This window comes from Cryobacterium sp. TMB1-7, from assembly GCF_004402435.1.
Taxonomy (GTDB): domain Bacteria; phylum Actinomycetota; class Actinomycetes; order Actinomycetales; family Microbacteriaceae; genus Cryobacterium; species Cryobacterium zongtaii.
Map to the genome: position 1 here is coordinate 295119 of NZ_SOFZ01000007.1, position 12463 is coordinate 307581.

General features: G+C 68.3%; 13 protein-coding genes. 5 read left to right on the forward strand and 8 right to left on the reverse strand.

Going from position 1 to position 12463, the window contains the following annotated elements; genetic code table 11:
• Window positions 1–41: 41 nt before the first annotated feature.
• From E3O60_RS02495 to E3O60_RS02510, 4 genes are read right to left on the reverse strand one after another with little or no spacing between them, the layout of a single operon-like run.
• A complete protein-coding gene (locus E3O60_RS02495; protein ID WP_088455514.1) occupies window positions 42–506 on the reverse strand; it encodes a hypothetical protein in 465 nt (154 codons plus the stop codon).
• Window positions 507–563: 57 nt separating this feature from the next.
• The gene (locus E3O60_RS02500; RefSeq protein WP_088455513.1) at window positions 564–932 is read right to left on the reverse strand and encodes a hypothetical protein; all 369 of its coding nucleotides are present in this window, start codon (window positions 930–932) and stop codon (window positions 564–566) included.
• Window positions 929–1885 carry a tRNA pseudouridine(55) synthase TruB gene (gene truB / locus E3O60_RS02505; protein ID WP_088455512.1) on the reverse strand — a complete coding sequence of 319 codons (957 nt, stop codon included), beginning with the start codon at window positions 1883–1885 and terminating at the stop codon, window positions 929–931. The genes E3O60_RS02500 and truB overlap by 4 nt, the downstream gene beginning before the upstream one ends.
• A 22-nt stretch (window positions 1886–1907) precedes the next feature.
• Window positions 1908–2555, reverse strand: coding sequence for a TetR/AcrR family transcriptional regulator (locus E3O60_RS02510; RefSeq protein WP_088455511.1), 648 nt, complete (start codon window positions 2553–2555; stop codon window positions 1908–1910).
• A 90-nt stretch (window positions 2556–2645) separates the two neighbouring features.
• Here E3O60_RS02510 and E3O60_RS02515 point away from each other — a divergent pair, with 90 nt between their 5' ends.
• On the forward strand, window positions 2646–4100 hold the full coding sequence (locus E3O60_RS02515; protein WP_088455510.1) for an MFS transporter: 1455 nt from the start codon (window positions 2646–2648) through the stop codon (window positions 4098–4100).
• A gap of 36 nt (window positions 4101–4136) precedes the next feature.
• The gene (locus E3O60_RS02520) at window positions 4137–5138 is read left to right on the forward strand and encodes a ketopantoate reductase family protein (RefSeq protein WP_088455509.1); all 1002 of its coding nucleotides are present in this window, start codon (window positions 4137–4139) and stop codon (window positions 5136–5138) included.
• Here E3O60_RS02520 and E3O60_RS02525 read toward each other — a convergent pair.
• Window positions 5122–5724 (reverse strand): hypothetical protein, encoded by a 603-nt coding sequence (locus tag E3O60_RS02525; protein WP_088455508.1) that lies wholly within the window; start codon window positions 5722–5724, stop codon window positions 5122–5124. The genes E3O60_RS02520 and E3O60_RS02525 overlap by 17 nt on opposite strands.
• A 23-nt stretch (window positions 5725–5747) precedes the next feature.
• On the opposite strand from E3O60_RS02525, the gene E3O60_RS02530 reads away from it, so the two are divergent.
• The 3 genes from E3O60_RS02530 to E3O60_RS02540 are packed head-to-tail and all read left to right on the forward strand — an operon-like array spanning window position 5748 to window position 8951.
• Window positions 5748–6686: an A/G-specific adenine glycosylase gene (locus E3O60_RS02530; RefSeq protein ID WP_088455507.1), complete on the forward strand. Its 939-nt coding sequence runs from the start codon at window positions 5748–5750 to the stop codon at window positions 6684–6686.
• Between the two features lie 35 nt (window positions 6687–6721).
• Window positions 6722–7993: a D-arabinono-1,4-lactone oxidase gene (locus E3O60_RS02535; RefSeq protein ID WP_134497065.1), complete on the forward strand. Its 1272-nt coding sequence runs from the start codon at window positions 6722–6724 to the stop codon at window positions 7991–7993.
• Window positions 7986–8951: an aldose 1-epimerase family protein gene (locus E3O60_RS02540; protein ID WP_134497067.1), complete on the forward strand. Its 966-nt coding sequence runs from the start codon at window positions 7986–7988 to the stop codon at window positions 8949–8951. The genes E3O60_RS02535 and E3O60_RS02540 overlap by 8 nt, the downstream gene beginning before the upstream one ends.
• Window positions 8952–9028: 77 nt before the next feature.
• Here the strand turns inward: E3O60_RS02540 and E3O60_RS02545 are convergent, their stop codons facing one another.
• The 3 genes from E3O60_RS02545 to infB all read right to left on the reverse strand — a co-directional run.
• The gene (locus E3O60_RS02545; protein ID WP_088455504.1) at window positions 9029–9511 is read right to left on the reverse strand and encodes a DUF805 domain-containing protein; all 483 of its coding nucleotides are present in this window, start codon (window positions 9509–9511) and stop codon (window positions 9029–9031) included.
• A gap of 165 nt (window positions 9512–9676) precedes the next feature.
• Window positions 9677–10204 (reverse strand): 30S ribosome-binding factor RbfA, encoded by a 528-nt coding sequence (gene rbfA / locus E3O60_RS02550; protein WP_088455503.1) that lies wholly within the window; start codon window positions 10202–10204, stop codon window positions 9677–9679.
• Between the two features lie 195 nt (window positions 10205–10399).
• The coding region (infB, locus tag E3O60_RS02555) for a translation initiation factor IF-2 (RefSeq protein WP_134497069.1) at window positions 10400–12463 on the reverse strand (2064 nt) is incomplete at its 5' end.

The window sequence follows — 12463 nt, forward strand, 5'->3', positions numbered from 1 at the left end:
CACGTTTGAGGGAACGTTTGTGGGCGTAGCCTGGGCGCCGGTCATGCCGGGACGCCGTTCCGGTCGGTGCGCTCCGGCGCGTGGCGGGCCAGCCACCACATGCCCAGGATCGGCAGCACCAACGGGATGAACAGGTAGCCGCGGCCGTACACCGACCAGACTGTGTCGTGCGGGAACAATTGCGGGTCGACCAGGCTGAGGGTGCCGATCACGAGAACACCGAGCAGTTCGAAGCCGATGGTGACCCAGGCGATCCGATACCAGGCGCGTCCGCGCTTGATCAGGGCGATGGTCGCGACGATGTAGACCACCGCGGCGAGGGCCGAGAGGGTGTACGCCAGCGGGGCCTCGTCGAACTTCCCGACGATCTGTACAAAGGACCGGCCGGTCGCGGCGAGGGCGAGGACGCCGTAGACCATGATCAGCACCCGCCCAATGCCGGTCACCCGGCCGGGAGTCGTCGTACCGGTGGCGTTGTCTCCGGAGTCGGTCTTGAGATCATTCATCGCTCAGTAATTATCGCAGCATCTCCGGGCCGAACGGTGCCGGTCGTGCCGCACGGCTCAGACGCCCTGCACTGTCCAGATCTGCAGCATCCGGTAGAGCATGACAGCCACCGACAGGCAGACCACCCCGAGGATCACCGTGCTCCACCGGCTGCGTTCGATGAGCGCCCACACTCCCCCAGCGATCGGCAGCAGGATGGCGCTGACCAGGTAGGTGTAGAACTCCAGCAGGCTGCCGGTGGCCTGGTTGCCGGTGAGCGGCGCAACCAGGGCCACCACGAGCTGCACGATCAGGAGCACCTCGACGAGCAGGGTCGCCCCCATGCTGACGTCGGTGGGCTTGCGGCCGGCCAGCCCCAGGCCCAGGCAGAGCAGGCCGGCAGCGGTGGCGATCGCCAGCTGCAGGTAGGTGAACCACTCGATCACGAGGCGTCCTCCGTGACGGCGGGGCCGTCGGCGGGTTCGTCTGGCGGGAAATTGACGATCGACTTGGCCTGGCCGGCGCGGTACTCGACGAGGCCGATGAGGCTGCCGTTCGGGCTGATGGCGGCGATCGGTCCGGCGTCTCCGGTGCCGACGGGCGCGTCGATGCGCTTGCCGTGGCCGAGGTCGATGGCCTGCTGCTCGCTCAGATCGAGCCGGCCGAACAGCCGGCTCGCGGCATCCGCCGGGCCGATCAGGGCGCGGGCCACATCGAGCCGGTCGAGCGGGTCGGCGGCGTCGATGCCGAACGGGCCGATGCGGGTACGGCGGAGGCTGGTGAGGTGGCCGCCGACGCCGAGGCCCGCGCCGAGGTCGCGGGCCAGCGCCCGGATGTAGGTGCCTGAGGAGCACACGACGCGCACCTCGAGGTCGCGGAACCCGTCGACCGGGGTGCTGGAGAGCAGTTCGAACTCGCTCACGGTGACGGGACGGGCGGGCAGTTCGACGTCCTCGCCGGCACGCACCCTGGCGTAGGCGCGTTTGCCGTCCACCTTGATGGCGCTCACAGCGCTGGGTCGCTGACTGATGTCCCCGGTCAGGCCCTGGATGCCCGCGGCGATTGCCTCAGCGGTCACGGCGTCGACGACCTCGGCGGGCGCGCGGGTGAGCTCCTCCCCCTCGGCGTCGTCGGTGGTCGTCGCGGCGCCCAGCCGGATGGTGGCCAGGTATTCCTTATCGAGGCCGACCACGTAGGTGAGCAGCCGGGTGGAGCTGTTGATGCCGAGGATCAGCAGGCCCGTCGCCATCGGGTCCAAGGTGCCGGCGTGGCCGACCTTGCGGGTGTTCGCCAGGCGGCGGGTGCGCGCGACGGCGTCGTGGCTGGTCCAGCCCTGGGGCTTGTCGATCAGCACGAGGCCGCTGGTCGTGCTGCCGGGCTTGCGGCGTGGGGCGTTCACTGGAAATCCTTCTTAGCTGGGGTCAGGCATCTGCTGCGGCTTCGGCGGCTGTGGCGCCGAGCACCAGGTCGAGCTTGCCACGGAACGTGCACCGCATGAGTTCCTCGGCGTCGGGGTCCTCGTCGAAGATGTCGGGCAGCCGGATGGCCAGGAGCGTGTTGAACAGCATCCCGTCGGCCAGGAACCCGCGGATGGCGTCCGGCGGGAAGCCGGCCTCGTCGCGCAGCATCCGGTAGATCTCGAGGAACCCGGCCCTGGCCTTGGCGCCGACGACCGGGTTGTGCCCGCTGATGAAGGCCTGCATGAGCGAGAGCAGTATGCCGCGATCTTCAATGAGGTCCACGTAGGCGCCGCCGAGCCGTGCGGCCAGCAGCTCCATCTCGTCCTCGCCGTGCTCGCGTGGTTCGGCGATGATCTGCCTGAAGCCGGCGACCAGGCGCTCGAGCGCCCTGGCCAGCACCTCGAGGAACAGGTTCTCCTTGGTGCCGAACATGCGCACCACGTAGGGCTGGCTGATGCCGGCCACCTTGGCCACCTGGTCGGTTGTCGCACCGGAATAGCCGCGCTCACCGAAGACCACGCTGGCCGCGGCCAGGATCTGCTCGCGTCGTTCCGCGGCGGGAATGCGCTCGGTGGGCTGGGCGGCTGCGGTGCCGGATGTCTCGTTCACACTTGACAGGTTATCAGTCGATTACTAGTCTCCTGTTTTGTAATCATTCAATTACAACATTCGTTGGCTCCGTTCCCGAAGGGACCTCCCATGACCGCCACCCTCACCCCGCCCGGCAAGCGCCTCGGCCGGGTTCCCGTCTGGCTTGCCGTCGTCGCCGCGTCACTGCCCATGTTCATGGCCACCCTCGACAACCTCGTGGTCACCAGCGCCCTGCCGGTGATCAACACCGACCTCTCGGCGACAATCGAAGAACTCCAGTGGGTGGTGAACGCTTACTCCCTCAGCTTTGCCACGTTCATGTTGATGGCCGTCGCAATCGGCGACCGCTTCGGGCGCCGGACCGTGTTCCTGGCCGGCATCGCGGTGTTCACCGCCGCATCGGCGCTCTGTGCCATGAGCGTCGAACCGTGGATGCTGATCTCCGCCCGTGCGCTACAGGGCGTGGGCGCCGCCGCGCTCATGCCACTCTCCCTCACCCTGCTCGTCGGGTCGGTCGCCGACCGCTTCCGGCCAGCGGCCATCGGCATCTGGGGCGGCATCGCCGGCCTCGGTGTGGCCCTCGGCCCGCTCATCGGTGGCGCCGTGGTGGAAGGGTGGAACTGGGAAGCCATTTTCTGGCTGAACGTTCCGCTCGGCCTGCTGTCGGTCCCCCTGGTGCTGGTGGCGTTGCCCAATAGCTTCGGCGCCCGGCTGCGCGCCGATGTGGTGGGCCTGGTGCTGGCCGGCGGCGGGGTCTTCGGAATCGTCTACGGAATCGTGCGGGGCAACGAAGCCGGCTGGAGCAGCACCGAGGTGCTCGCGGCGCTCATCGGCGGCGGAGCGCTCCTGCTGGCCTTCGTCTGGTGGGAGGGTCGGGCATCCGCACCCCTGTTGCCGTTGCGGTTGTTTCGGGACCGCAGCTTCACGGTCGCGAACCTGGTCGGGATCACCTTCAGCTTCGGCATCTTCGGGTCGATCTTCATCCTCATCCAGTTCCTGCAGATCGTGCAGGGCCACAGTCCGCTCGAAGCCGGTGTGATGACGATGCCGTGGACGCTGGCTCCCATGATCGTGGCCCCGTTGACTGGGATGCTCAGCCCGAGAACCGGAACGCGGCTGCCGATCGTGCTGGGGCTGGCCCTGCTCGCGATCGCGATGGTCTGGCTCGCCCTCAAGATGTCGGCCGACGTCGAATACGGCGAGCTGGTCGGCGCGTTCATCCTGGCCGGGCTCGGCATGGGACTGGTCTTCGCGCCGAGCTCCACCGCCGTGCTGGCCAATATGGTTCCCGACGACCATGCCAAGGCGTCCGGCACCAACTCCACCTTCCGCGAGATCGGTGTGGCGCTGGGCGTCGCGGTGCTCACCGCCGTGTTCACCGGCAACGGCGGCACGCTGACCCCCACCGGGTACGTGGATGCCGCGGTGCCCGCCGTGTTGGTCGGCGCCGGGGTGCTCGCCGTCGCGGCGGTGATCGCGCTGGCGCTGCCGTCAGGTCGTCGGGTCGATCAGGCACCGCAGCCCGTACCGGTTCGCTCGGACGCCCTCCTCGTTCGCGGGTAGTCAAGGTGGCCCGGCCGGGGCTTCTAGGCTGAGGTCATGCGAATTGCTGTGATCGGCGCTGGCGCCCTGGGCGGAACCTTCGCCACTCTGCTCAGCGCGGCCGGCCACGAGGTGACCGTCACCGCGCGCGGCGCCGGGCTGGCCGTGATCCGCGAGCGCGGCATCCGGCTCGTGGGCGGGTTCGGCCCGGCAACGGCGCATCCCGCCGCCCTCGAACGGCTGGTCGAGACGCCCGATCTCGCCCTGGTCTGCACCAAGGCGCAGGATGCCGAGGCCGCGATCGCCGACAACGCCGCCGTGCTCGACGGCGCCGCGGTGATCGTGGTGCAGAACGGCCTCGACGGGGTCGAGACCGCCCGGCGGCTGCTCCCCCGCTCTGACTGCTTCGGCGCCCTCTCGATCATCGCGGCCAACTACACCCAACCCGGCCTGGTCACGGTCACCACCGTCGCGCCCACCTATCTCGGCCGGGGCACGGGGCCGGCCGACGCGGCCACCCGGCGCTGGCAGGCCGTGCTCGCCGAGGCGGTGCCCTGCCAGGCCATCGACAATTTCGTCGGCGCCCAGTGGACCAAACTTGTCGTGAACATGCTCAACGCGCTGCCCGCGATCACCGGGCTGAGCGTGCAGGCCGTCGTCGCCCACCGGGGCCTGCGCCGGGTGCTGACGCTGAGCATGCGCGAGGCCGTGCGGGTGGGCAAACGCCGCGGCATCCGGTTCGGTGCCATGCAGGCGCTCGGCGACCGCCGGTTGCGGATCTTCTCGCTGCTGCCGGCGTGGGCGGGCCAGGTGGTGCCGCTGCGGATGCGTGCCCGCATGGGCAGGGTGCCCAATCTGGGCTCCACCCTGCAAAGCATCACCCGCGGCCAACGCACCGAGGTGGACCACCTCAACGGCGTAGTGGTGCGTGAGGCCGCTGCCGCCGGCGTTCCGGCCCCGGTGAACGGCCGGCTGACCGCCCTGGTGCACGAGGTGGAGGAACGCGGGACGTTCCTCAGCCCCGCCGACGTGCTGGCACGGTTCAGCAGGAGTCGCTGAACACCCGCTGGGGGCGGTGCCGTTCACTGAGGTCGATCACGGCCGACGCCACCTGCCGGGGGCGTTCCTCCTTCTGGTAGAGGTAGTCCGCCTCCGAGGTCGCCTCGCTCTCCAGCAGGATGCGGTAGTTCCAGGCGTCCCTCAGCTCACTGCGGTTGATGAATTCGCCGTCGATGACCAGGAACGCGTCCGCCGGAGCCGTGGTCCAGGTCGGTTCGATCCAGCTGTCGCGGTCGGGGTCGAAGACCTGGGTGACGAAGCCGGTGCTGCCGCCGAGCCGGAACGGTTCGAGCAAGACCCGGCGCAGCGCGGAATAGTCGAAACCGTGCCGGAAGAAGCGCTCCGGGGAGTCGGCGCCGAACCGGCCGACGTCTTCCCTGGATCGCTGGAAATAGCGCAGCGACGCCCGGTAGGTGGGCTTGTCGGCTTCGTCGAGCACCGCGGCCAGATCGTCGGCGAACGCCGTGCGGGCGGCCGCGTCGGCGCCGTCCACCGCCACGATCACCCGGCCCCGGCCGTTCAGATTGAGGATCTCTGACGAGAGGGTACGCAGGTACTCGACGCGGGGAGTGGAAACGAGCTTCATGAATCGAGCCTAGGTTAGAACCGATGAACGTCACAGTCCACAGCGCTGCCCCCGTCGACGGTGCCATTGTCGGCGCAGCGCCCGCCGGCCCCGCCCTCAGCCACAGCATCAGTGACTGGTTCAACGACAACGCCCGCGACCTGCCCTGGCGGCGCGACGGTTTCAGCGCCTGGGGCACCCTGGTGAGCGAGTTCATGCTGCAACAGACCCCGGTGAGCCGGGTCATCCCGCGTCTTGAGGAATGGCTCGAACGCTGGCCGACACCCGCCGACCTGGCCTCCGTACCGCCCGGCGAGGCCGTTCGGGCCTGGGCGAGCCTGGGCTACCCGCGCCGAGCACTGTGGCTGCACGCCGCTGCCGTGCAGATCGTGGAACGGCACGGCGGCATCGTGCCGGAGGACGTGGACGACCTGCTGGCCCTCACCGGAATCGGTGATTACACGGCCAGGGCGGTGGCGGTCTTCGCCTATGGCCACCGGCATCCGGTGGTCGACACCAATACCCGCCGGGTGATCGCCAGGGCTGTGGCCGGGCAGGCCGAACCCGCACCGCCCAGCCGCAGCAGGGACCTCGAGTCGATGTCGGCGTTGTTGCCCGCCGAGCCCGTCGCGGCGGCGGTCTTCAACGCGGCCATCATGGAGCTGGGCGCCATCGTGTGCACCAGCCGCAGCCCGCGGTGCGAGAACTGCCCGATCCGGGATGCCTGCGGCTGGCGTGCGGCCGGCTACCCGGCCTACGCGGGACCGAAGAAGGCCGTGCAGAAGAAGTTCGAGGGCAGCGACCGGCAGGTGCGCGGACTGATCATGGCCGAACTGCGGGCCACGCACCATCCGGTGACCGCCACTGAGATCGACACCGTGTGGCCGGATGCCGTGCAGCGCGACAGGGCCCTGGCCGGGCTCCTCGCCGACGGTCTCGCCGTACTCGTCGAACCCGGGCGGTACGCTCTTTCGCAGGGGTGAAAACCCCCACGCTCTCTCCAACAGAAATGGTTTCAATGAAGAACTGGGCCGGCAACGTCGAGTATTCAACGGACGACATCAGGCACCCGACGACGACCGAAGAGGTCTCCCGAATCGTCGCGGCGGTCGACGCCGGGGCCGGGCAGATCAAGGCCCTGGGCTCCCGGCATTCCTTCTCCACGATCGCCGACAGCGTCGGCACCCTGATCGCCCTCGACCGGCTGGACATCGAACCGTCGCTCCAGTTCGGTGACGACGGCGCAGCGGTGAGCGTGCGGGTGGGCGCGGGAAGCACTTACGCCCAGGTGGGCGCATACCTCGCCGAACACGACCTGGCCCTGCCGAACCTCGCGTCCCTGCCGCACATCTCGGTCGCCGGCGCCATCCAGACCGGCACCCACGGCTCCGGCGTGCGCAACGGGTCGTTGGCGTCCTCGGTCGTGGCGCTGGAGATCGTGCGCGCCTCGGGGCAGGTCGAAATCGTGCGGGATCACGACCAGGACTTCGCCGCCTCCGTGGTGGGCCTGGGTGCCGTCGGCATCGTCACCGCGGTGACCCTGAGGGTGCAGCCGCACTTCCAGATCTCCCAGTACGTGCACGAGCGACTGTCCTGGACCGCGGCCCTGGCGAACTGGGCCGCCATCATGGCCAGCGGCTACAGCGTCAGCGTGTTCACCACCTTCCGGGGTGAGAACACACACCAGGTCTGGTCCAAGCGCCGGCTGGATGTGGACGGCCCCGAGCTGGACCTCGCCGCTCTCGGCGCCACCGAGGCCATGGTGGCGTTGCACCCGCTGCCCGGCGTCACCGCCGAGAGCGTGACGGGGCAGTTGCGCGAGCCCGGACCGTGGAACGAGCGCCTCGCGCACTTCCGGAGCGAGTTCCAGCCCAGCCACGGTGAAGAGATCCAGTCCGAATACCTCATTCCGGCCGAGCACGCCGTTGCCGCGATCACCGCCCTGCGCGCGATCGGTGACCGGATCGCACCGCTGCTGCACATCTCCGAGCTGCGCAGTGTGGCCGCAGACACCGCCTGGCTCAGCCCGAGCTACGCCCGCGACTCGCTCGCCATCCACTTCACCTGGAAACCGCTCCCGGCCGAGATCCGCACGGTGCTGCCCCTCATCGAGCACACCCTGGAACCATTCGCGCCGCGCCCGCACTGGGGCAAGGTCGCCACGATGTCCCCGGCGGGTCTCCGCCGCGCCTATCCGCGCCTCGATGATTTCGCGGCGCACGTGCACAGGGTCGATCCCGACGGACGCTTCGAGAACGCCTACCTGAAACGAGTTCTGTCCCATGACTGACGCCGTCGCCACCACCACCACTCCCACGGATGCGTCCGTGCCGCCGCTCTCCGGGCTGCAGTACACGATCAACCACGACGGCTACTCGGCCACCATCGCCAGCGTCGGTGCGAGCCTGCGCCTGCTCACCTGGCACGGTCGTCACCTCGTCGTTCCGTTCGACGCCGACGAGGTGCGTCCGGGCTACCGGGGCGCCGTGCTCGCGCCATGGCCCAACCGCGTGGTCGACGGCAGTTATACCTTCGACGGCGTCGACTACCAGCTTCCGCTCACCGAACCCAGCCGCTCGCACGCCCTGCACGGCCTGGTCTGCTGGGCCGACTGGAGCCTGCAGGCCCGCTCCGCCGACTCCGTGACCCTCGGCACCACCATCGTGCCGAGCGACGGGTACCCGCACCGCATCGCCCTCCTGGCCACGTACAGCCTGGCCGACGACGGCCTCACCACCACGGTGACCGCCGAGAACCGCGGCACCGCCACCGCACCGTACGGCACCGGGCCGCACCCCTACCTCGTGGCCGGGCCGGGCACCGTCGATGACTGGACCCTCGAGTTTCCGGCGGCCAGCTACCTCACGGTGACCCCAGACCGGCTCAGCCCCGTGGCCACCGTCCCGGTCGAGACCACCCCGGAGTTCGACTTCCGCACTCCCCGGGCCATCGGTGACACCTTCATCGACCACGCCTTCACCGCGATCGCGCGCGGTGCGGAAGCATCCGCGAGCGTCACCGTGACCAGCCCGGCCGGCACCGGCGTGCGCATGAGCTTCGGCGCCGAGCTGCCCTGGCTGCAGGTGCACACCGCTGACCGCCCGGCACCGGAGCGCAGCCGGATCGGCCTGGCCGTCGAGCCGATGACCTGCCCGCCGAATGCCTTCTCCACCGGCGAAGACCTGGTGCTGCTGGCCCCCGGCACCTCCCACTCCGCCAGTTGGACCGTCGCAGCCACCGAGGCCTGACCCAGGCCGGCCGATCCACCAACAAGACCCCGTGGCACCGGCCACGGGGTCTTCATATTGTGCTGGGGTTTGTGTGCTCAGCTGTACTGAGGCGAACCCTGGTCGAACCGTGCGCCTTCCGGCTTCGACGGCAGCAGGGTGAGGATGAAGAGGATCAGTCCGCCGATGCCGGGAATCAGGGCGATGAGGATGAACCACGCCGAGAAGTTGCCGTCGTGCAGCCGCCGGGCCGTGAGCGCCAGCCCCGGAATGATCGTGGCCAGCGAATACGCGGTGATGATGAGCACCACCACGATTGCTCCCCCGGCGGGCGGAGCCACCGTGCCGTCCACGGACACCTGCGGGGTGCCGCCGGCCACGAGCGCGAGGATACCGAGCACAAAGAGCACGGCGTAGTTCACCAGCGCCCACCACCAGTACTCGCTGAGGCTGGCCCGGCCCGAGAAGGTGGCGTACTTGCTGAAGAAGCGCCTCACCGCTACCGCGATCGGGGCGCCGTAATACGGCTGGGACAGGGGAACGCCCGCGACACGTGCGGCGGTTTGCTGGGATGCGACCATGACAACTCCTTCTGGATGGGACGAATGCGTCGAGCCTAGAAGTAAATGGGCGCGGTCACCGGGGATTTCTCAAAAAGAGGCCGGGTGTTCCGTTATATGTCACACGCACGCAACCTCCGGCGCCCGTGGGGCGGCCGGAGGCTTCGAGGGATGGTGCGCAGCAGGTTACAGAGCGTCGGGCTCCGTGGGTGCGGCGTGACGGCCGCTGTGTGCCGGAGGCGTCTCCGCCTCGTCCTCGTCGGAGTCGTCGTCATCCTCGTCGTCTTCGACGTATTCGCGCGGCTTGACGTAGGGGTCTTCGTCGCCGGCGTACACGGCCGAGCGGGCCATCTCGCCCACCTGGGTGTCGCGTTCGCGGGCCTCACGGAGGAGGTCGTCGATGAGGGCGGCGTTCTCCGGGATGGCGTCGGCGATGAACTCGATCGACGGCGTCAAGCGGGCGGTGATGTTCTTGCCCACTTCGCTGCGGAACATGCCGGTGGCAGCCTTGAGGGCCGCGGCGCTGTCCCTGCGCTCGTCTTCGGAGCCGTAGACGGTATAGAACACCGAGGCGTGCTGAAGGTCGCCGGTGACCTTGACGTCGGTGATGGTCACAAAGCCGAGCCTCGGGTCGCGGATGCCGCGTTCGAGCCGCTTGGCCACGATGACCTTGATGCGGTCCGCCATCTTCCTAGCGCGTGCCGGATCTACCATGTCGAACTCCTATAAACCTAAAAATTTCGGGGTACTACTTAACGCTCTTAAGCCCTCCCCCCGCCATCGTATTGACGGATGGCTTTTCGGGGACCGGGGCGGAGCTCGATCCCCCCTAAAAAGGGAATCGGGGTAGGGGTCCCCGCTCTTCCCTTTTTAGGGGGGATCGAGCGGAGACCCCTTGCCACCTAGCTTTTAGCTACGCGGCTTTTCCTTCAATTCGATCGTCTCGATCTCATCGCCGATCTGGATGTCGTTGAACTTACCAAGACCGATACCGGCCTCGAAGTCCGTACGAACCTCGGTGACGTCATCCTTGAAGCGACGCAGCGACTCGATGGCCAGGTTGTCGCCCACCACGATGCCGTCGCGGATGACCCGCGCCTTGGCGTTTCGTGTGATCGTTCCCGAGCGCACGATGACACCGGCGACGTTTCCGAACTTGGACGAGCTGAAGACCTCGCGGATCTCGGCGATACCACTCTGCACTTCTTCGAACTCGGGCTTGAGCATTCCGGTGAGGGAAGACTCGATGTCCTCGAGTGCGTTGTAGATGACGGAGTAGAAGCGCACGTCCACGCCTTCACGAGCCGCACGTTCGCGCGCCTTCGTGTCGGGGCGAACGTTGAAGCCGATGATGATGGCGTTGTCGACGGTGGCGAGGTTGACGTCGCTCTCCGTGACCGCACCGACACCACGGTGGATGATGCGCAGCTGAACGGAGTCGTCGACCTCGATCTTGAGCAGCGACTCTTCCAGGGCCTCAACGGCACCGGAAACGTCACCCTTGATGATGAGGTTGAGCGATTCCACCTTGCCCTCTTCGAGTGCACGGGTGAAGTCCTCGAGGCTGATGCGCTTGCGGGCCTTGGCCAGCAGGGCGTTGCGCTCGGCGGCTTCGCGCTTCTCGGCGATCTGACGCGCGGTGCGGTCTTCCTCGATAACAAGGAAGGTGTCACCGGCGCGGGGAACGCTCGAGAGGCCCTGCACCTGAACGGCACGGGACGGCGTGGCGGCGAGAACGGCGTTGCCGTTTTCGTCGGCCATCGCACGAACGCGGCCGTAAGCGGTACCGGCAACGATCGAGTCGCCGACGTGCAGCGTTCCGGACTGGATGAGCACCGTGGCGACTGCACCGCGGCCCTTGTCGAGCTTGGCCTCAATGGCCACACCGCGGGCATCCTTGTTCGGGTTGGCGCGCATGTCCAGTCCGGCGTCTGCGGTGAGCAGGACGGCGTCGAGGATTTCCTGGATGCCGACCTTGTTCCTAGCTGACACGTCGACGAACATGACGTCTCCGCCGTACTCTTCGGCGACGAGACCGAATTCGGTGAGCTGCTGGCGCACCTTCTGCGGGTTCGCACCGGCCTTGTCGATCTTGTTCACCGCGACCACGATCGGCACGTTGGCGGCCTGTGCGTGGTTGAGTGCCTCAATCGTCTGCGGCATGATGCCGTCATCGGCGGCGACCACGAGGATCGCGATGTCGGTGACCTGCGCACCACGAGCACGCATGGCGGTGAACGCCTCGTGACCGGGGGTGTCAATGAAGGTGATGGCGCGTTCTTTGCCCTCGTGCTCGGTGACGACCTGGTAGGCACCGATGTGCTGGGTGATGCCACCGGCTTCACCGGCAGCGACCTTGGCGTTACGGATGGCGTCAAGCAGCGCGGTCTTACCGTGGTCGACGTGACCCATGACGGTGACGACGGGAGGACGAACTTCGAGCTCTTCGTCGGTCTCGTCGGCCAGCTCCTGGTCGATGTCGATGTCGAAGGCGAGCAGCAGCTCGCGGTCCTCGTCGTCGGGCGAGACCATCTGGATCTTGTAACCCAGCTCGCTGCCCAGAACGTCGAATGTGGCCTCGTCGAGCGACTCCGTTGCCGTTGCCATCTCACCGAGGTGGAACAGCACGGTGACCAGGTTGCCCGGGCTCGCGTCGATCTTGTCGGCGAAGTCGGTGATCGAGGCACCGCGGCGCAGACGCACCACGGTTCCGCCGTCGCCACGGGGGACGCTGACGCCACCCAGCGACGGAGCCTCGCGCAGCTCGAACTCGGCCCTCTTCGTCCGCTTCGACTTGCGCGCCTTGTTCTTGCCGCCACCGCGACCGAACGCACCAGCGGTTCCACCGCCGGGACCACGGCCACGACCACCGGCGCCGCCGCCACCGGCGGGGCGGGGCGGGCCGAAGCCGGGGGCACCGGCAGGTGCGCCGGGGCGGGTGAAGCCGGGGCGTGCGCCACCGGCGCCGCCCGG

Bases quoted from the DNA above. Each gene is read 5' to 3' on its own strand.
- E3O60_RS02495 (WP_088455514.1), bottom strand. From the start codon at position 506: ATGAATGATCTCAAGACCGACTCCGGAGACAACGCCACCGGTACGACG.
- E3O60_RS02515 (WP_088455510.1), top strand. From the start codon at position 2,646: ATGACCGCCACCCTCACCCCGCCCGGCAAGCGCCTCGGCCGGGTTCCC.
- E3O60_RS02520 (WP_088455509.1), top strand. From the start codon at position 4,137: ATGCGAATTGCTGTGATCGGCGCTGGCGCCCTGGGCGGAACCTTCGCC.
- E3O60_RS02525 (WP_088455508.1), bottom strand. From the start codon at position 5,724: ATGAAGCTCGTTTCCACTCCCCGCGTCGAGTACCTGCGTACCCTCTCG.
- E3O60_RS02530 (WP_088455507.1), top strand. From the start codon at position 5,748: ATGAACGTCACAGTCCACAGCGCTGCCCCCGTCGACGGTGCCATTGTC.
- E3O60_RS02535 (WP_134497065.1), top strand. From the start codon at position 6,722: ATGAAGAACTGGGCCGGCAACGTCGAGTATTCAACGGACGACATCAGG.
- E3O60_RS02540 (WP_134497067.1), top strand. From the start codon at position 7,986: ATGACTGACGCCGTCGCCACCACCACCACTCCCACGGATGCGTCCGTG.
- E3O60_RS02545 (WP_088455504.1), bottom strand. From the start codon at position 9,511: ATGGTCGCATCCCAGCAAACCGCCGCACGTGTCGCGGGCGTTCCCCTG.
- rbfA (WP_088455503.1), bottom strand. From the start codon at position 10,204: ATGGTAGATCCGGCACGCGCTAGGAAGATGGCGGACCGCATCAAGGTC.